General features: G+C 64.8%; 16 protein-coding genes. 8 read left to right on the top strand and 8 right to left on the bottom strand.

Going from position 1 to position 18,946, the window contains the following annotated elements:
• Positions 1 to 133: 133 nt before the first annotated feature.
• The 4 genes from JQ621_RS34795 to JQ621_RS34780 form a co-directional block, all read right to left on the bottom strand.
• Positions 134 to 1,021: an efflux RND transporter periplasmic adaptor subunit gene (locus tag JQ621_RS34795; RefSeq protein WP_212241681.1), complete on the bottom strand. Its 888-nt coding sequence runs from the start codon at positions 1,019 to 1,021 to the stop codon at positions 134 to 136.
• A gap of 316 nt (positions 1,022 to 1,337) precedes the next feature.
• Positions 1,338 to 2,453 carry a lactonase family protein gene (locus tag JQ621_RS34790; RefSeq protein WP_249125759.1) on the bottom strand — a complete coding sequence of 372 codons (1,116 nt, stop codon included), beginning with the start codon at positions 2,451 to 2,453 and terminating at the stop codon, positions 1,338 to 1,340.
• Positions 2,454 to 2,527: 74 nt separating this feature from the next.
• Positions 2,528 to 2,692: a hypothetical protein gene (locus JQ621_RS34785; protein WP_212241679.1), complete on the bottom strand. Its 165-nt coding sequence runs from the start codon at positions 2,690 to 2,692 to the stop codon at positions 2,528 to 2,530.
• On the bottom strand, positions 2,689 to 2,880 hold the full coding sequence (locus tag JQ621_RS34780; protein ID WP_212241677.1) for a hypothetical protein: 192 nt from the start codon (positions 2,878 to 2,880) through the stop codon (positions 2,689 to 2,691). Before JQ621_RS34780 ends, JQ621_RS34785 begins: the two co-directional genes overlap by 4 nt.
• Positions 2,881 to 3,471: 591 nt before the next feature.
• Between JQ621_RS34780 and JQ621_RS34775 the strand changes: the two genes are divergently transcribed.
• Positions 3,472 to 5,571: a methyl-accepting chemotaxis protein gene (locus JQ621_RS34775; protein WP_212241675.1), complete on the top strand. Its 2,100-nt coding sequence runs from the start codon at positions 3,472 to 3,474 to the stop codon at positions 5,569 to 5,571.
• A gap of 32 nt (positions 5,572 to 5,603) precedes the next feature.
• On the opposite strand, the gene JQ621_RS34770 is transcribed toward JQ621_RS34775, so the two are convergent.
• Together JQ621_RS34770 and JQ621_RS34765 are read right to left on the bottom strand one after the other, a co-directional pair.
• Positions 5,604 to 5,846, bottom strand: coding sequence for a hypothetical protein (locus JQ621_RS34770; RefSeq protein ID WP_249125758.1), 243 nt, complete (start codon positions 5,844 to 5,846; stop codon positions 5,604 to 5,606).
• A gap of 212 nt (positions 5,847 to 6,058) precedes the next feature.
• Positions 6,059 to 6,436 carry a hypothetical protein gene (locus JQ621_RS34765; protein WP_249125757.1) on the bottom strand — a complete coding sequence of 126 codons (378 nt, stop codon included), beginning with the start codon at positions 6,434 to 6,436 and terminating at the stop codon, positions 6,059 to 6,061.
• A 226-nt stretch (positions 6,437 to 6,662) separates the two neighbouring features.
• Here JQ621_RS34765 and JQ621_RS34760 point away from each other — a divergent pair, with 226 nt between their 5' ends.
• The 6 genes from JQ621_RS34760 to JQ621_RS34735 all read left to right on the top strand — a co-directional run bounded on the left by JQ621_RS34760 (position 6,663) and on the right by JQ621_RS34735 (position 13,663).
• Positions 6,663 to 7,619: an ABC transporter substrate-binding protein gene (locus JQ621_RS34760; RefSeq protein ID WP_212241673.1), complete on the top strand. Its 957-nt coding sequence runs from the start codon at positions 6,663 to 6,665 to the stop codon at positions 7,617 to 7,619.
• A 13-nt stretch (positions 7,620 to 7,632) separates the two neighbouring features.
• Positions 7,633 to 8,619, top strand: coding sequence for an ABC transporter substrate-binding protein (locus tag JQ621_RS34755; RefSeq protein ID WP_212241671.1), 987 nt, complete (start codon positions 7,633 to 7,635; stop codon positions 8,617 to 8,619).
• Between the two features lie 216 nt (positions 8,620 to 8,835).
• Positions 8,836 to 11,814 carry a GAF domain-containing protein gene (locus tag JQ621_RS34750; protein ID WP_249125756.1) on the top strand — a complete coding sequence of 993 codons (2,979 nt, stop codon included), beginning with the start codon at positions 8,836 to 8,838 and terminating at the stop codon, positions 11,812 to 11,814.
• Positions 11,811 to 12,200: a response regulator gene (locus tag JQ621_RS34745; RefSeq protein WP_212241669.1), complete on the top strand. Its 390-nt coding sequence runs from the start codon at positions 11,811 to 11,813 to the stop codon at positions 12,198 to 12,200. The genes JQ621_RS34750 and JQ621_RS34745 overlap by 4 nt, the downstream gene beginning before the upstream one ends.
• A 227-nt stretch (positions 12,201 to 12,427) precedes the next feature.
• Positions 12,428 to 12,961: a hypothetical protein gene (locus tag JQ621_RS34740; protein WP_212241667.1), complete on the top strand. Its 534-nt coding sequence runs from the start codon at positions 12,428 to 12,430 to the stop codon at positions 12,959 to 12,961.
• Positions 12,962 to 12,976: 15 nt separating this feature from the next.
• Positions 12,977 to 13,663: an ATP-dependent Clp protease proteolytic subunit gene (locus tag JQ621_RS34735; protein ID WP_212241665.1), complete on the top strand. Its 687-nt coding sequence runs from the start codon at positions 12,977 to 12,979 to the stop codon at positions 13,661 to 13,663.
• Positions 13,664 to 13,933: 270 nt separating this feature from the next.
• Here the strand turns inward: JQ621_RS34735 and JQ621_RS34730 are convergent, their stop codons facing one another.
• Positions 13,934 to 16,597, bottom strand: coding sequence for a bifunctional diguanylate cyclase/phosphodiesterase (locus JQ621_RS34730; RefSeq protein ID WP_212241664.1), 2,664 nt, complete (start codon positions 16,595 to 16,597; stop codon positions 13,934 to 13,936).
• Between the two features lie 135 nt (positions 16,598 to 16,732).
• Positions 16,733 to 17,431 (bottom strand): hypothetical protein, encoded by a 699-nt coding sequence (locus JQ621_RS34725; RefSeq protein WP_212241662.1) that lies wholly within the window; start codon positions 17,429 to 17,431, stop codon positions 16,733 to 16,735.
• A gap of 160 nt (positions 17,432 to 17,591) precedes the next feature.
• Between JQ621_RS34725 and JQ621_RS34720 the strand changes: the two genes are divergently transcribed.
• A complete protein-coding gene (locus JQ621_RS34720; protein WP_212241659.1) occupies positions 17,592 to 18,725 on the top strand; it encodes a LysM peptidoglycan-binding domain-containing protein in 1,134 nt (377 codons plus the stop codon).
• The last annotated feature ends 221 nt before the right edge of the window (positions 18,726 to 18,946 follow it).

Here is an 18,946-nt window from a genome sequence, read left to right as displayed (position 1 = left end):
GCCAGGCCACGCCTTGACGGCCGCAAGCAAGGCGTCATGCTCAATGGCAATCGGACGTCGCTTTAATGGTTGCTACGATTTGCTCGACCCGCCCCCTCCATGGGAGGGTGAACGGCACCGCTCCAAACGAAGCCTACTTCGCCGCTGCCGCAGCCATCACCGGCCGCACCGGATCGCCCTCGCGGAGCAGCGCGCCGGCGCGGGCGACGACGATATCGCCTTCGGTGAGGCCGTCGCGGACCTCGATATTGCCGCCCGACATCAATCCAATCTCGACACGCTTGGTCTCGACGCGATTGCGGCGGATCACCTGCACCACGGTGCCGGCGGATGAATATTGAACCGCGGTCAACGGCACCGCGACGTTGCAGCTCTGCCCGGTCTTGATCAGCGCGCGGCCGCTCGCATTCAGCAGCAGACGCTTTTGCGAGGAGATGCCGACATAGACCATGCCCTGCTGGATGTTCGGCTCGACGGTCGGACCGATGCGGCGCACCTTGCCGTCGATATCGCCGGCACCTGCGATGCGTATGGTGACGGGCTGATTGACCGCGAGCTTGCGTACATCGTTGGTCGCGACCAGAGCGACAAGGTCATATTCGCTGCGCGCCACGATCGTGAACAGCGCCTCGCCCTTGGCCGAGGCGGGCGCGCCGATCTGTGCAGTCGAGGTTGCGATGACGCCGGCCACGGGTGCCGTGACCTGCAGCGTGCCGCCTTCCGGCAGCGCCAGCCGCGCCATCACCTGGCCGGCCGTGGTGGTGTCACCGGCTTCGGCCAGCACTTCCGTCACCTTCAGCCCCGGGCGTTCGGGCCGCACCGAGGTCTCCTCGCGCGCGATGATCGAGCCGGTGGCTTCGACGATGTCGGAGAAGCACGATTTGGCCGCCTTCAACACCGTGACCGCCGGCCCCTTGGGCGCGTCGTCATCGGCAGCGCGCACCGGTTGAGCGGAGAGCAGCGCCAGGCCGGCGAGAGCAACGAAGGTCTGGGAAAGGGAACGCGCAGGCAGTGAACGCATCGGGTCATTCCGGTTGGCCGCAAGGCGCGACAAGGCTTCCATCGATAGCAGAAGCGGCAGCGGCGGGCCATGGGCTGACCGGATGAGAAGTGCCGCAGCGCAGGCGACGTGACGCCGCCCGTTGAATTGGTCGCGGAAATGGCGATGAGGTTCGCCGGTGGTGACCCCAAACTCGTCACGCCCGGGCTAAAGCGCGACGCGCGTCTTCGCGCTAGATGTCCCGGGCATCCACGTTCTTCGTTCTACGTGGCAAGGCGTGAATGGCCGGGTCAAGCCCGGCCATGACGACGTGGAGGGAGCAGGGGCAAACGCCCCCTCACGGCAATGTCAAAAATTCCACCCAGTTCGGCTTCTTGCCGGTGGGATAGGATTTCAGCTTGCTGAGCGCACCGCTGCCCTGGTCGATGGCGTAAACCGTCATGCCGTCGGAGAGCTCGCCGACGGCGGCGAGGTAGTGGCCGGTCGGATCGATGTTGAAGCCGCGCGGCTGCTTTTCGGTCGGCACGCTGCCGATCGTGGTCAGCCTGCCGCTCGCCGGATCGACCTTGTAGGCCGTGAGCGTGTTGGTGGTGCGCTCGGAGGCGTAGAGGAAGCGGCCGTCCGGGGTGATGTGGATGTCGGCGGCCCAGGGCTTGCCCGAAAATCCTTCCGGCAGCGCCGTGGTGCGCTGGATCTCGCTCCAGGCTCCGCTCTTGGCTTCATAGTTGTACGCGGCGACGTCGGCATTCAGCTCGTGGATGAGATAGACGAACTTGCCGTTGGGATGGAACACGAAGTGCCGCGGGCCGGATTTCTCCGGCGTCTTGATCAGAGGGGGATCGCTCGGCGTCAGCGTGCCCGCGGCAGCGTCGAAGGCAAAGCTCAGCACCTGGTCGGAACCGAGATTGGTCGCGAACACGAAGCGATTGTCGGGCGAAGGCAGGAAGGCGTGCGCATTCAGCCCGGTCGGGATCACCTGCTTCGGCTCGCCGACGACGCCGTTCGCAGCAAGCGGATTCAGCGCGACCTTGTTGCCGCCATAGGAGGCGCTGAACAGCACCTTGCCGCCGCGGTCGGTTGCGATATTGGCCATGCTGTCGGCAAGCGGTCCGTTGCCGATATGGCTGAGCAGGCCGGTCTTGGGATCGATCGCAAAGCTCACCGCGACGAACGGCTGCGAGCGGACGCCGGCGATCAGCACGCGATGGTCCGGCGTGATCGCGAGCGGCGTCGAGGAGCCGGGCTTGTCGATGCCGGTGAAGGCGGCGGTCTGCACCGGCGTCATCTCGCCGTTCTCGGCGATCTTGAACACGCTGATGTCGTTGGAGTCGGCATTGCCGACATAGGCGAAGGTTTCGGCCATGCCGGCACGGGCTCCCAGGACGAGGGCAAGAGCGGTGAAGAGTGTGGTGGCGATCGCAGTGCGCGATGCGGGGCGTGTTGGTCTGGTCAAGGGCGTCCTCCTGCCGGTGTGGCGTTGTCGTTTTGCGGCGGAGGATAGCTGCTGGTGTTCTGCCGCACCAAAATTCAGTTGGGATTGATCGATGCCGAAATGGTATCGGTCGACGTGCGGTCGCGCGACGACAGCCGGGGACCGCCCGAATGATCGGGCGGTCCAAGCACGGTCCATACCGCAACCGCGACCAGGGCGGAGGTCAGGATGGTCCAGGCGACGAGACCTCTGCGTCTCATGGCAGCGGCATCCCGGCCATGACGGCAAAGTCGCCGTCGCTCATGCCGGGGCCCGTGCCGGCGAAATAGATCGCGACACAAGCGATGACGGCGAAGGCGAGATAACCTGCAACAATCCAGCCGTCGTAACTGCGGACGGCCGATCGGGGCGAAAGCACATGTCCATGTGCACGTTCTGCAATATCCATGGTCCAAATCCGTCTGTCTGAAAATCGATGCGCTCAATCGCGCGGGTGGGATTCTGCGCTGCAAAAGGCGACTGCCATATGAAGTCGTTCACAGCCCGGGACGTCATCACGCAGTTGCGAACGAGCGTCCCTGTCGTGGCAAAGCGCCACACCGGTTAAACCGATGGCAAGGTCTCGCCGACAAACTGCCAATGGTGCTGCGCTTCGCCTGCTCATTCGCGGCGCCGGCTCCGGCCCACGCGATCGTCAGGGAACGGCAGCCCGTTCGCGCCGTTACTCCGGTCCCGCGGGCGGAGGACACCAGAACGGAGGCTGGCACGTGTTTTGGATTTATTGGGACACCGCCTGGTCGCTGATCATCAGCGGTATCATGTTCACCACCATCGTCACCCATCCGGACGCCGAATTCGCCGAGATCCGGGCGGGAAGACAGTGATGACCGTCCAGGCGCAATAGCCTGCACACGGTGTGACACCTTCACTTGCGCGGGTGCGATCCAGCTCGCCTTGCGCCCGTGCGCCTTTGGTGAACCAAATCTTAGGGTCGGGCCGGTATTTTTCGGCATCTTTTTCGAGAGGCCCGGCGCTCCCCATGGCATTGTTCGGCAATCCTTCCATTCGTTCCGTTCTCGGCGCCATCATCGGCGTCCTCGGGCTGTTCCTGATCGGGCAGCTCGCGACCGGGCTGTTGGGCGCCATCGAGCGCAATAGCGCCGCGCAAAAGGTCGAGCGCTACGCCGGCACCGACCAGCAACTTTTCACGGCTCTCCTCGGCTTCCGGATCGAGCGTGGCACCTTCCTGTCAGCGCTGGTGGCGGAAGAGCCGGCCAATGCCGCAGCCGACGATCGGATCGCCAGCAACCGGCAGTTGTCGGAAGCGGCCTACAAGATCGTGCTCGAACGCCTCGACGGCGTGTCCGACTCCCGCCTTGCCGGCCTGCTGAGCAGGTTCGTTGCACTCCACGATGCGCTCATGCCGCTGCGGACCAAGGCCGAAGGCCTGATCCATCAGCCGAAAGCGGCACGCGATACCAAGGTGGCCGACGAGTTCCGGAAAGCCGCACAGGATTATCTCGACTCCATCCTCGCGCTGACCATCGATCTGGAGAACGCGCTCAAGCTCACGGACCCCGTGGTTGATCATCTCCTCGGCGTGAAGCAGTCGGCCTGGGCCGCGCGCAATTTTGGTGGTCTCATAGCGATCCGTCTCGAGGCCGCGGGCGCCGCAGGCAAGCCGTGGAGCGCCGCCGACATCGTCGGCGCCGCCGAGGACGCCGGCCGTGCCAAGCAGGCCTGGAGCCAGGTGCAGGATGCGGCGAGCCGCGCCGATGCCCCGGCGAGCCTCACCGACGTGATCGCGCGTTCGAAGGCGGGCGACGCCGTCGCCATGGTCGAGCGCCAGCAGGGTCTCATCAAGGCGCTGAGCAACAACCAGACGATCGAGGTCAAGGGCGTGGAGCTTGCCAAGCTCAACACCGCCATTCTCAATTTCTACGTCGAGGCCGGCCAGGCGGCGCTGGCCGAAATGGTCTCCCGCGCCGGCCAGCAGATGACGGCCGCAAAATGGAGCCTGGTGTTCAACGGCGCGATGATGCTGGTCGCGCTCGCCATCACCGCGTTCGGCTTCATTCTGGTGCAGAGCCGGGTCAGCACGCCGATCCGCAAGCTGACGCAGGCGATGCGAAAGCTCGCCGAGCGCGACTATGCGATCGAGCTCGCAGGCATCGAGCGTGGCGACGAAATCGGCGAAATGTCGCGTGCGGTATCCGTGTTCAAGGACAACATGATCGCGGGCGACCGTCTCGGCGAAGAAAAGGCTGCCGAGCAGGCGAGGAAGGAGCGGCGCCAGTCTGCCGTCGACAGCCTGATCCAGCAGTTCGAAAAGACCGTCACGGAATCGCTGCACACGCTGGCCGCGGCCTCCGGCGAGCTCAACGCCACCGCGCAGTCGATGTCGTCGACCGCCGAGCAGGGCTCGTCGCAGGCGGCCTCGGTCGCCAGCCTGTCGGGCGACGCTTCGTCCAACGTGCAGACGGTCGCGGCGGCGACCGAAGAGCTGTCGGCCTCGATCAGCGAGATCAGCCGCCAGGTCGCGGAATCCTCCAGCATCGCGGGCGCCGCCGCCAGCGAAGCCGATCGCACCAATAGCGAAGTACAGGCGCTGGCCGATGCCGCCCAGCGTATCGGCGACGTCGTGGCGCTGATCACTGGGATCGCCGAGCAGACCAATCTGCTCGCGCTCAACGCCACCATCGAGGCCGCGCGCGCGGGCGAGGCCGGTCGCGGCTTTGCGGTGGTTGCGTCGGAAGTCAAGAACCTCGCCACGCAGACCGCGAAGGCAACCGAAGAAATCACCGGCCAGGTCGCCGCGATCCAGGGCGCAACCAAGTCGTCGGTGAGCGCGATCCAGTCGATCGGCACCACCATCCAGCGCGTCAACGAGATCGCGGCCGCGATCGCCGCTGCCGTCGAGGAGCAGGGCGCCGCGACGCGCGAGATCGCGCGCAACGTGCAGCAGGCCTCGCAGGGCACCAACGAAGTCTCGCGTCACATCACCGGCGTGTCGCAGGCCGCAGGGCAAACCGGTGCGGCCGCCGGCGAGGTGCTGGACTCGGCGAAAATGCTGGCGCGGCTGTCCGACGATCTCAAGCGCGACGTCGACCGCTTCGTCGGCGATCTCCGCGCGGCCTAGAGAAACGGTGGATCAGCGCAGACGTTTGGGGATTATTTCGCGTATCCCTGCGACCTCAGCCACGCGATCTTGCGATCTCCGTCGAGCCAGGCGTCGGCCTCGGCCTTGCTGGCCAGCCCATTGATGTAACGAGTTTCAGCGCCGGAACAGCGGGCCTCAATCTGCCAATCGCCTTCGGCGATACGTTTGATGGAAAAGGTGACTCGGGGGGATTTGCTCATCCCGCCAATATGCGCCCTGAGCCGGCCGATTCCTAGGGCCCCGGCCTGCCACATTCAAACTGACCCAGCACCCCCGGGAGGGTAACTTGGGTTTTATGCGGGGGGCACGCCAAAAGGTCCGGACGTCCGTCGTCCGGCCCTTTCGCAAGAGTTTGTTGCGCCGACTGCCCGGTCCGGTCAGGCAGGCCTGATGGTGGCCGCCACGATCTGGGCCGCGACATCGCGGTAGGCGTGCAGCGGGCGACCCAGGTTGCCTTGCCGGCGGTCTATTGCAGAACTTTGGGCATCACGACCACGACGTCGACCTGCTGGTTCAGCACGCGTGATGCAACGGCCGCGATCAGAGGCGAGTAGCTGTCCTCGATGTCGGATGCGACATCCTCGTTCCTGGCAAAGGCGTAAAGCATCCTGCCCTCGACTTCGTCGAAGCGTATGCCGGCGAAGACGTGATCGAACGTCTCTGCGCCGACGATGCCGGCCATGAGCGCCTGAATGGCGTGGTCCTGAACGCGTGTGAGCTTCTTCATGCCGATCAGATATGAAAGCGCCGCGCGAATGCAAGGTGGCGGAGGCAGATGTCCGCCGCTCGCTTTGGTGAATGTCAGCGCCGCCAGCCGGTCGCGGAGCGGTTTTCGCTGCGGCAAGGCGCATCGATGCGCGCCAAACGTCCCCTTCGGAGCGCAGAGAGCAGTTCACAAATGGTCTTGCGGACTGTAGGCTCCGCACCATTCTTGAGGCGCCGCAAGCGGTGCCGCCATTTTGATTGCGGAAATTGACGTGCGGCAGGACTGGGGCAAAAATGTATTGCAGATAAGCCGCAGCGGACGCGGCGAGATCAGGACATATCGACGAAATCGTAGGCTGTGCATCTTGGCGGCAGCCATCGCCTTTGTCTGGTGTGTGATGCCGGTCGCGGGAGAGGCGCAGCAGGCTGCGAAGATGTATCGGCTCGCCTGGCTGCAGACCGCGCCGTCCTCAAATCCGATCTATCGCGATTTTCTCGATGGGATGCATGCGCTCGGCTATGTCGAGGGCAAGAACATCGAGATCGTCGTACGATCGGCGCAAGGGCAGCTCGACAAGCTGCCGGCGCTGGCGCGCGAGCTGGTCAGTCTTCATCCCGACGCCATCTTCACCGGCGCCGATCAGGGGCTGCGGGCGGTCAAGGACGCCACCGACACCATCCCGATCGTGGTCGTGGTCTGCGATCCCCTGGATGCCCTGATCGCGAGCATCGCGCGGCCGGGCGGAAAGGCGACCGGCCTCACCTGCATCGCCTCGGAGCTTGCCAGCAAGCGCCTTCAACTCATGAAGGAGCTCGTTCCTTCGCTTGGAAGCGTTGCGGTGCTGTACAATCCCGGCGACCACAACAAGCTGCCCGAATACCGGCAAATGCAGAGCGCCGCGCAGAAGCTCGGCCTGACGTTGACGGCGTTCGAAGCGCGCTCGGCCGACGAGATCGACAAGGCCTTTGCCGACATGGGCGATGGACGCTTCCAGGGCCTCGTCATCCTCACCGACGCGCTGATGGTCATCGAGGAAAAAAGACTGGCCGAACGCGCGCTCGGCAAGAAGCTTCCCGCCATGTTCGGCTTTCGCGAGTTCGCCGAAGCCGGCGGCCTCGTCTCCTACGGCGCGAGTCTCCACCATACCTATCGCCAGGCCGCCGGCTTTGTCGACAAGATCCTCCATGGCGCCGATCCCGGCAGCATTCCGATCGAGCAGCCGACCCGTTTCGAGATGGTGATCAATCAGAAGGCCGCCATGTCGCTCGGCATCGCCGTCCCGCCGTCGTTGCTTGCGCTGTCCGACGACGTGATCGAGTGAGTTGGGGACGGCGATGAAGCGGCGAACCTTCATCTCGCTCCTGGGTGCTTCCTTTGGCGCATCGCTGGCGCGGCCTGTCGCGGCGGGCGCGCAGCAGGCGAGGCCGGTGGTCGGCTATCTCGGCAGTGGGTCTGCGGATGACCAGAAGAACCTGGTGGCAGCGACCCTGCAGGGCCTGAAAGAGGCGGGCTTCACGGCTGGTCAGAATGTCACGGTCGAGTTTCGCTGGGCCGACGGCCAATATGAACGCCTGCCCGCACTTGCGGAGGAACTGGTCAAGCTCCCGGTGTCGCTGATCATCGCCGCCGGCGGGAGCGATCCCGGTCGTGCCGCCCAGGCCGCGACGTCGACCATCCCGATCGTCTTCATCACCGCCGCCGACCCGGTCAAGGCCGGGCTCGTCACCAATCTTAATCGCGGCCAGGGCAACATCACCGGCATCAGCATGATCGGCGCAGCGCTGGAAGCAAAGCGGCTCGAGCTGTTGCATGAAATCCTGCCGCAGGCCTCGATCGGCGTGATGATCAATCCGTTCTATCCCGCCGCCAAGGCGCAAGCCGAAGAGGTCGAGGAGGCTGTCAAGCGACTGGGGCTGAAGATCACCGTGATCAACGCCAGCACACCGGCCGAGGTCGATGCGGCCTTTGCGAAATTCGACGAAGCGAAGCTCGGCGCCGTGCTCGCTTGCAACGACCCGTTCTACGGCTCCGACCGCACGCATATCGCCGCGCTCGCCTTGCATTACAAGCTGCCCGCGATGTCGTTCCGTCGCGAGTTTGCCGAAGCCGGGGGCCTGGCCAGTTATGGCGCGTTGTTCGCCGAGGGCTATCGCCAGACCGGCATCTACGCCGGCAAGGTCCTTGCGGGTGCGAGGCCGGCCGACCTGCCGGTGATGCAGCCGACGAAATTCGAGCTGGTGATCAACCTTAAGACGGCAAAGGCGATCGGGCTTGCGATCTCCGAGGCGTTCCTGCTGCGCGCCGACGAGATCATCGAATAGGTTTCCGGGGTAGCTCGAATGGTCAAGGCCGGACGAAAAACGGGACAACGCGGCGGGGGTAGCCGGCGGAAGCCGGCATCAGCCAAGCCAGCGCCAAGAGCCAAGGCCGCGTCACGAGCCAAGCCAGCGTCAAGAGCCAAGGCCGCGCCGCGCAAACAGAAGCCGTCACACCAGTCGGAAAACGCCCGCCTCAAGCATCAGCTGGAGGCCGCGCGATTGCAGCAGCAAGCCAGCGCCGAAATCCTGCGCGCGATCGCCGAAGCGGGAGGCGACGTCGCGCGTCCCTTGCAGCAGATTGCCGAGACGATGGCGCGCCTGTTCGCGGCGCCCAGCGTGTCGGTTCAACTTGCCGAAGGCCGCGAGTTTACGCGGGAATATCGCGTCGGCTCGATCGCGCGCCGCATCGGTTCGGCCTATCCGCGCTCCAACATCAAGGTCGGCGGACGAAATCTGCCCGGCACCGTGGTTGCCGAGAACAGGCAAATTCACATTCCGGACCTCGATCATCTCGATCCCTTTATGGCCGACTTTCCCGGCCTGCCCCACGCCCGGGCCGGCGGAGCCCGTACCGTGTGCGGTACGCCGCTCCGTCGCGAAGCAGGGGCCATCGGTGCCCTCATCGTGTTTCGCGATCAACTCCTGCCCTTCACCGACGAGGAGCTCGCGCTGCTGCAGAGCGTCGCCGACCAGGCCGTGATCGCGATCGAGAACGCCCGCCTGTTCAACGAAAGGCGCGAGGCGCTGGAGCGGCAGACCGCGACCTCCGAGATCCTGCGCGTCATCAGCCAGTCTCCGACCGATGCCCAGCCGGTCTTCGACGTCATCGCGCAGACCGCCATCCGGCTGCTCGGATGCAACCGGGCGTTCATTCAGCGCTGCGATGACGAGTGCTTCTGGACCGTGACCTGGTGGGGCGTGGAGGGCCGGCTCCCGCTCGTCGACATGCCGCGCGTCAAGATCGACCCGGCGGCCAATTTTCCGTCGCGGGCCATTTTGCAGAAGCAGACCGTGCACCTGCCCGATTGGTCGCTGATCGAGCTGCCGCCCCACGAACGCATGATCCAGCAGAAACTGGGGCTCCAGACCGCACTGTTCATGCCGCTCCTGCGTGACAACAAATGCATCGGCCTGCTGTCGGTCGCCGGCACGCGGCCAAACCTGTTTGGAGACAAGGAGATCGCGCTCGCGGAATCGTTCCGCGATCAGGCGCTGATCGCGATCGAGAACGTGCGGCTGTTCGAGGAGGTCCAGGCCAAGGCGCACGATTTGGCGGAGGCGTTGCAACAGCAGACCGCGACCGCGGACGTACTCAAGGTCATCAGTCGTTCGGCGTTCGACCTCGATGCCGTGATGCACACGCTCGCGCGCTCCGCCGCGGAACTTTGCGCGGCCAGCCTGTGCGGATTGTATATCCGGGAGGGCGACTTCCTGGTCTGCCGGGGTCACACCGCGGCGATCAGCACGGAGCAGGAAGACTTCGTCCGGCGCACGCCGATCCCGGCCCATGATCCGAAGTTTGCGACGACCAGGGTGATGACATCGGGCGAAATCGCCAATATCGGCGATTTCAAAAGCGACCGCTCGGTGGCAACGCAGGTGTTTCGAGAACAACTCGGCTTCAAGTCACTCCTCATCGTTCCCTTGATGAGGAGTGGTCAAGCCATCGGCCTGTTCATCCTCGGCCGCGACCGCGTCGGTCAATTTTCGCCGCGGCAGGTCGAGCTGGTGCAGACCTTCGCCGACCAGGCTGTGATCGCCATCGAGAACGCGCGGCTGCTCGACGAGATCCAGGCCAAGACGCGCGATCTCACCGAGGCGCTCACCTACCAGACCGGCAGCGCCAACATCCTGAACGTCATCGCGTCATCGCCGACCGACGTGGCGCCGGTGCTGAAGGCGATCGTCGACAGCGCCTGCGAGGTGTGCGAAGCCTATGATGCGGCCGTGCTGCTCCGCGACGGCGACGATCTGCGCTTCAGCGCGCATCACGGTCCGATCCCGATCGGCCTGGACAAATGGCCGATCAACCGCCGCTGGACCGCCGGCCGCGCCTTCATCGACCAGCAGCCCGTCCACATCGAAGATCTGCGCGACGACAGCCATGCCGATTTCTCCGACGGCCGCGAGTTGTCGCTTCGGATGGGCCATCGCACCATCGTCAGCGTGCCGCTGCTGCGCGACAAGGAAAGCATCGGCGCGATCGTGCTGCGCCGTATCGAGGTGCATCCATTCACCGACAAGCAGATCGCGTTGCTGCAGACCTTTGCGGACCAGGCGGTGATCGCGCTCGGCAACGTCCGCCTGTTCGAGGAAGTGCAGGCCAAGACGCGCGAGCTCGAGCAGTCGCTCGAAGACCTCCGCACCGCGCAGGACCGGCTGGTCCAGACCGAGAAGCTCGCCTCGCTCGGCCAGCTCACCGCCGGCATCGCGCATGAGATCAAGAACCCGCTCAACTTCGTCAACAATTTCTCGGCGCTTTCGCTCGATCTCGCCGACGAGCTCAACGACATTCTTGCCCAGGCCGGGCTTGCCGAGCAGCTCCGCAAGGACATCGACGAGCTGACCGGGATGTTGAAGGACAATCTGTCCAAGATTCTTCGGCACGGCAAGCGCGCCGATTCCATCGTCAAGAACATGCTGCTGCATTCGCGCGAGGGGTCCGGCGAACATCGCCCGGCGGACATCAACGCGCTGGTCGATGAGAGCCTCAACCTCGCCTATCACGGCGCGCGAGCCGAGAATTCCGAGTTCGAGGTGACACTGCAACGCGATTTCGATCCCGTCGCGGGCATGGTCGAGGTGTTCCCGCAGGAAATCACCCGCGTGCTGCTGAACCTGATCTCAAATGGATTCTATGCCGTCAGCAAGCGCAAGGCGGCGGCATCGGGCGCTGCGGATTTCGAGCCGCTGGTGACGGCGACGACCAGGGCGCAGGGCGACCAGGTCGAAATCCGCATCCGCGACAACGGCACCGGCATCCCGCCCGAGGCCCGGGAGAAGATCTTCAATCCCTTCTTCACGACCAAGCCGGCCGGCGAGGGCACGGGATTGGGGCTGTCGATGAGCCACGACATCATCGTGAAGCAGCATGGCGGCTCGATCGCGGTCGAGACCGAGCCCGGCGTATTCACCGAATTCATCGTCACTCTGCGACGCAAGAGCACGGTGCAGAAGTCAGCTGGAGAGACAAGGTGAGCACCTATATTCTCGTCGTCGACGACGAACCGGATGTCGAGAGCATGTTCCGCCAGCATTTCCGGCGCGACCTGCGCGCCAGCCGGTTCGTGATGGAATTTGCCAATTCCGCGCGGGCCGCGCTCGAACAGGTCAAGGCCATCGCCGATCCGTCGCTGATATTGATCCTGTCCGACATCAACATGCCCGGCGTGAGCGGGCTGGAAATGCTGGCCGAGGTGAAGGCGGCGCGGCCCAACGTGCCCGTGATCATGATCACCGCCTATGGCGACGACGGGACGAAAAAGAGAGCGGCTGAACTCGGCGCGGCCGGTCTATTGACCAAGCCGATCGATTTCAGTCTCCTTCGCCAGGAGATCGATGTGCGACTGGACCACGCATCGTAGGGGATGACAGGGGGAGCAGATGCGACGTCGGAACTTCGTTGCACTCTCTGCAACGTGTCTGGCCTGGGGAGGCTTGCGCGCGGGCGGAGCAGGCGCGGCCGGATGAAAAAAGTCCAATCTGAGCCGGGGATGCCCCACATCAGTAGGATTCGCCGAGCCGTCTTAGACCTATCTTATGGATTGCACCCCTAGATTGCGGTCGATTTGCATGTCCGGAGTTACGGAAAATGGCATTCGGCAAGCGTCATCACGGAGTGGGTGCGGCTACGCAAACTCTCAATGCCGGCGCGACCGTCACATCAAGCCGGATCGCCGACAAGCAACCCAGCCCGTTTCGCTGGTTCATCATGTTCGTGGCCGTCAGTGCGGGGCTTTACTACCTGCTGGTTAACTATGGTCCGGATCTCGTGCGCGACCATCGGCTGTCCGGGACCTGGCAAGCGGCGTACGATTTGCAGGTCACGGATGGAAAGTGCCAACGAACCAACTTCGTGCTCACCACCTGCGAGGCCAAGATCAAATCGGTCGCGAGGCCCGATCAGGCGCCGATTCCTCACAGCTTCATGATGTTCTTCTCGAGCGGCGGCGGCGAAGCGCTGGTGCCGGTCCGGTCGACCGCCGACCGTTCGGCGGTCTCGATCTTCTATGCCGCGGAGACCAAGCTCTGGAACCGCACGCTGTCCTTTATTTTCCTGGCGGGCATGATGGCGCTGTTCGATCTCATTGCGCTGCTCGGCTTCCTGAACGCCATCAATTCGTGAAGGGCGCCCTTCACCGTGAGACTGCTCAAGACCTTGCTCTGGATCGGCGGCGTCCTGCTCGTTTGGGGCTATTTCCAATTGCCGTCCGGGTCGCCAGATGTGGCGTCCCGACAGACCCTGTCGATCAGCGAGGAGCCGGACCGCATCGTGCTCGGCTGGAGCGGCCCTGTGCAGGAGCCGATGCGCGAGCGTCTCGCCGCCGCACTCGATCGGTACAAGACGGATCCGCGCCGGCTCGTCCTCATCCTCAACTCGCCGGGCGGCTTGGTCGAACATGGGCGCGAGGTCGTCTTCGCGATCCGCAACAGCGATCGCGCGATTGACACGTTGGTTCAGAAGGCCGGCGTCTGCGCCTCGATGTGCGTTCCGATCTTTCTGGCTGGCCGCGAGCGCAAGGCCGATCCCGAAGCCTATTTCATGTTTCACCAGGTCAGCCTGGACCGCAGCGCAAAGGACAATCTGAAGCGGCGAGCCCACAGCGACTCCGAACGAGCCGAGCTCACGGCAGTGCTAGGGATCCTCGAGACCGCGGTCACCGACGATTTCTTCCAAAGCGATTTCGGCATCCGCGGCGTCAAACCCGCCTGGCTTGCCATGATGCGGCGGAAGATCGCCGGCGGCGATGTCTGGATGAGCGGGCAGCAGCTGGTCGACGAGGGATCGGGCGTCGTCGACAGTCTTGTTCAGACCTCCGCTCGCTAAAGCGTGATGTGTTTTGGTTGAATCGATGCGAACCGAGAGCTCAGATCACCTCTCCCGCAGGGAGAGGTCGGATCGCATCCAAGATGCGATCCGGGTGAGGGGTTTCGGTCTCACTGGGTGCCGCGGCCCCTCACCCGGATTGCTCAGGCGCGCAATTGCGCGCCATAGCAATCCGACCTCTCCCCGTCGGGGAGAGGTGATCCCGACGCCGATTGAACCTGACTCCATCGCGCTTTAGCGGGGCTGTTCTTTCATCCGGGGTGCGCGGCTTCAAGCCGCCGCGGCCTGCTTCGCCAGCAATTGCCTCAGCTTCGCCGCCGGCACGGCCGGGCTGAACAGCCAGCCCTGCATCTGGCTGCAGCCGAGCTGCCGCAGCACGTCGCGTTGCGCTTCTGTCTCGACGCCTTCGGCCGTGGTCGCCATGTGGCGCGCGGCGGCCATGTGCACCACGGCCTGGACGATCGGCGAGGAGTCCTCTGGTTCGCCGATGTCGCTGATGAAGCTGCGGTCGATCTTGATCTTGTCGAAGGGGAAACGATGCAGATAGCTCAGCGACGAATAGCCGGTGCCGAAATCGTCGAGCGCGATGCGCACGCCGAGCTCGCGCAGCTGCTGCAGGATCGTCAGCGCCTCCTCGTCGTCGCGGATCAGCACGGTTTCGGTGATCTCGAGCTCGAGCCGTCCGGGCGAAAGGCCTGATTCGGCGAGCGCCGCGGCGACCTTCAGCGCCAGCGTCCTGGAGCGGAACTGCACCGGTGAGACATTGACCGCGATGTGGATGTCGCCGGGCCAGGAGGCGGCCTCGAGGCAGGCCTGCTTCAGCACCCATTCGCCGATCTCGCCGATCAGGCCGGTGTCTTCCGCGACCGGAATGAAGTCCGCGGGCGAGACCATGCCGCGCTCGGGGTGGCGCCAGCGCAGCAGCGCCTCGCAGCCATTGACGATATTGGCGGAGAGATCGACCAACGGCTGGTAATGCACCTCGAACTCGCCGCGGGCGAGCGCCTGGCGCAAATCGAGCTCGAGCTGGCGGCGCTGCCGCGCCTTGGCGTCGTATTCGGGCACGAAGATGCGGTAGGTGCCGCGCCCTTCCGACTTGGCCGCATACATGGCAAGGTCGGCGCGCTTGAGCAGGTCGTCGATGATTTCGCCATGGTCGGGCGCGATCGCGATGCCGATGCTGGCATTGGTCGTGATCTCCTGGCCCTTGCAGTTAACAGGCATGCGCAGCGACTGCAGGATCTGTTCGGTCAGCGCCGACAGCTCGGCCTGGTCGCAGGTGCCGGTCTTGACGATCGCGAATTCGTCGCCCCCGAGCCGCGCCACCAGATCGTTGCCGCTGACGCAGGCGCGCAGGCGGCTTGCGACCTGGCGCAGCAATTCGTCGCCGACCTCGTGGCCGAGCGAATCGTTGACGCCCTTGAACTCGTCGACGTCGATGTAGAGGATCGCAAACGGCTTGCCTTGGCTAAGCTCCGCGACGCGTCGTTCCAGATGGCCGCGCATCAGCACGCGATTGGGCAGGTCGGTCAGCGCGTCGTAGTGCGCCATATGCGCGATGCGCTCGTCGGCGCGGATGCGCTCGGTGACGTCGTTATGGGTGGCGAGCCAGCCGCCGGCCGCGCCGGGCTGGTTCTTGATCTCGATCAGGCGGCCGTCGGAGGTCTCGACGATGCTGCTCTGCGTCAGCCCGACCTGGCTCAGGGTGCTGTCGCAATATGCGTCGACGTCGCCATCGAACGAGCCGGTGTCGGCGCGATGCTGGATCACGTCGCGGAAATGGGCGCCGGGTTTCACCACTGCGCTCGAGAGCCCGTACATGTCGATGTAGCGACGGTTGCAGACGATCAGCCGCTCGTCCTGGTCGAACATCAGCAGGCCCTGCGTCATCGTGTTCAGCGCGGTGTCCAGCCGCTGCTTCTCCAGCGAGACGCGGCCCGTCACCTGGCGGAAGATCAGGAACAGTGTCAGCACCAGCAGGCCGATCGACAGCACGGCCACGGTGACGAAGAACTTGGTTTGCGTGCGCCAGGTCGCGAGCGTCGCATCCAGCGATCTGGTGGCGACCACGACCAGCGGCTCGCCGGTCAGCATGCGCGAGGCGACGATGCGCTCCTTCCCGTCCATCGGGCTCGCGAGCTGGGTCGTCACGAAGGCGCGCTCGAACACGGCCTTCTGCGCGGGCGAGCCGGTGCGGTAATTCTTCCCGATCATCGCGTCGACATGCGGAAAGCGCGCCAGCAGCTGGCCGTTCTGGTGGTGCATCGCGATGGAGGATTCCTCGCCGAGCCCGGCGGAGGCGAAGAAGGCTTCAAGCTGCTCGGGCGTTATGGCCCGGGACACCACGCCGAGGAATTCGCCATGCGGGCCGGAGACGCGCCGGCCGAACACGATGGCCGGACCCTTGCCGAACCGTCCGGGCACGACTTCGACCTCTTCCTGCAACGCCGGATCGTTCTTGAGACGATTGAAATAACCGCGATCGGACACCGAGATCTCGGCGACCGGCCAGCGCCGGGACGAGTTGATCAGGGTCCCATTGGCATCGAAGACATTGGCGCCGGCGATGTCGGACCAGCCGCTCGCCTTGGTGCGCAGCACCTCGTGCATGGCGAGCGTGCCCATCTCGCTGCGGAACACGTCCGGGGAGTCGATGCCATGGCTTTCGAGCTCCGCAATGATGCTCTTCTGGAGCACCGCGAAATCCTCGAACTCGCGATCGAAATGGCGGGCGAGCAGCCGGACGGAGCTTTCCAGGCTCTCGCGGCCGCTCTCGATGGCATTCTGCCGGAAGCGGTCGACCGTGAGTCCGGTGCCGATGGCGGTTGCGGCCATCAGCACGAAGCCGCCGACGATCAGCCACGTCAGCGGCGCGCCCCGCCATTGGCGAAGCAACGCGCGCAAGCGCGCGGTCCATCGGATTGATGCGCCCATCCAGCCCTCCCGTGGGATGCAAGGTGCACCAAAACCGACAAGAGCCCGTTACCAGCAAAGGTTAGGGAACCATGAATCGGAACAAAATCAGGAGGTTGGCTCACGCCATGTGAGCGCCGCGCCCGGCCGCCTTGGTCATCGCCGCTTCACCTCCCATGTCAGCGCCTCGGCATTCTTCCTGGCGAAGATGTCAGGCACGTCGAATACGCCGGTCTTCAGGTCATAGCGGCAACGCCAGCCGCCCAGCCCCTTCATGACCATGTTCTTCGGATGCTTGTCGTATTCGCCGCCGAGCGAGATCACGAGATAGCGGTTGTTAGGCCATTTCACGCCAAGCCAGCGATAGGCCTCTTCGGTGCCCTTCACGAGGTCGGCCGAGATGTGGAAGTCGAGCTTGGCGAAATTCTTCGTCTCCGGCCGGCCGTAGAAATAGGCCCAGGCGAGATCGCTCAGCGATTTTTCGGTGGCGCTGACGAAGGCGCCGTTCTCGACATGGTAGAGGAACAGATCCTGCTCGCCCGAGCCGGTCTTCTGCATCCGCACCAGCCATTGCGAGTCCGCGGTGAAGCGGAAGCCGGCGCCATAGCCTTGCTCAGGCTTCAGCTCGGTCATCTGGTCGCCATGTCGCGCCCAGACCTGCCATTTGACATCGAAAGTGCCGGGGTCCTTGGTGTACTGCTCGAGCTTGGTCGCGCCGTCGGGTGAGGTGAAGGCGAGATCGGGATCGTCGGTGAGGACGAACCCCGGCGGCGGTCCGGAGGCAGCAAGTGCCGGGGAGGCGGCGAGCGTCAGGGCGAGCGCCAGCCATGGCGCAGTGCGGCAAATCGCGTTCAAGTTGAAATTCCCTAGAAAATGCCGCAGCGCGGCCTCGCTGATATGACGCCGAGAGGGCCGGCCCGGTTCATCCCATCGACCGTCTTGCTGCCGTAGCCAAAACAGCGCAATTTGCCGGGGCTGATTTGCGACCCAGAGACTTGATCGAGGTTGAGGACTGATGATCACCGCAACCAAGGCCTTCCTCGCGTTCTGTCTGCTTGCCGTGGTCGGCACCGTGCTGGTGATCGGCCCGACCGAGCTGCGCCGGTTGCTGCCGGGCGGGGCGAACACCGAGGTCGCCGCGGTCGCGAAGCCCGAGAGCAAACCCGGGGCGAAGGCGGATCCCGCAGCCCAAACCAAGGCCGAAGCCAAGATCGAACCCAACACCGAACCCAAGGCGGCCGAACTCAAGGCGGCCGAACCCAAGGCGGCCGAATCCAAGGCAGAGCCGAAGCTCGCTGCGGTTTCGCCCGCCCCGTCCGCCGCGCCGGCAACGGCCGATGCGCCGAAGACGGGGGCGCTGGCGGAGACCCAGAGCCGCGTCGCGGCGCTGGCCGATATCGCCCCTAGCAAGCCGCAGCCGCCTGTTGCGGACACTGGCCCGCGCTTCGATGTTGCCCGCGTCGACGACCACGGCGAGGCGGCCGTCATCGCGGGCCAGGCCGTGCCTGGTTCGAAGGTCGAACTGCTGCGCGACGGCCAGCCGCTCGACAGCGTGGTGGCCGATGCGTCCGGCCAGTTCGTGATGACCCCGCCAAAACTTCCCGCCGGCAGCTATGAGCTGGCGCTGCGCGCCAAGGCGCCCGACGGCACGGTCACGCAGTCCAGCCGCACCATGCCGGTCACGGTTGCGGAAACGGCGCCGCCGCCCGCGCGCGTCGCGGCGGTCGCGAAGCCTGAAGCCAAGCCCGAAGCGAAGCCAAACGCAAAGTCCGAAGAAAAACCGCAGGACACCAAACCTGACGACAAGCCCGATGTCGTCGCCTCGCTCCCGTCGCAGCGCCTCGCCGCGACATCGGCCGCGCGGCCCCGCACCATGAGCGCGCCGAAGCCGAGAGCCCTGGCGCGCGTGCCTGCCACGGACACGACGGTCGCATCTGCCTCGCCCGCGGAAATCCTCAACGCGACACCGGCCGAGGCCGGCGGCAGCCGCGTGATCTCCCGCGGTGACAGCCTCTGGGCCCTGAGCCGTCTCGCCTATGGCGATGGCGCCCGCTACGCGGTGATCTTCAACGCCAACCGCGAAAAGATCAAAAATCCCAATCTGATCTATCCCGGCCAGACCGTATTGGTGCCGCAAAAGGCGCAGTGAGGCTTCTTCGCCTCTCCCGCTTGCGGGAGAGGCCGCCACGCTCGCAGAGCGTGGCGGGTGAGGGTTCTTTCCACGCAGGGACGTCCTCGATAATTCCAACAATCCCAATGCGGAGACAGCCCCCACCCCAGCCCTCCCCCGCAAGCGGGCTACGATATTCACACATCGCAGTTGAAGAGCGAAGAAATGGCTGATTCCATGTGGTCTTCCTGAAGAGGAGG

This window comes from Bradyrhizobium manausense (genome assembly GCF_018129685.1).
Classification (GTDB): Bacteria; Pseudomonadota; Alphaproteobacteria; order Rhizobiales; family Xanthobacteraceae; genus Bradyrhizobium; species Bradyrhizobium manausense_D.
The sequence above is the reverse complement of the archived record's forward strand: the minus strand, read 5'-3'. Positions and strand labels throughout refer to the sequence as shown.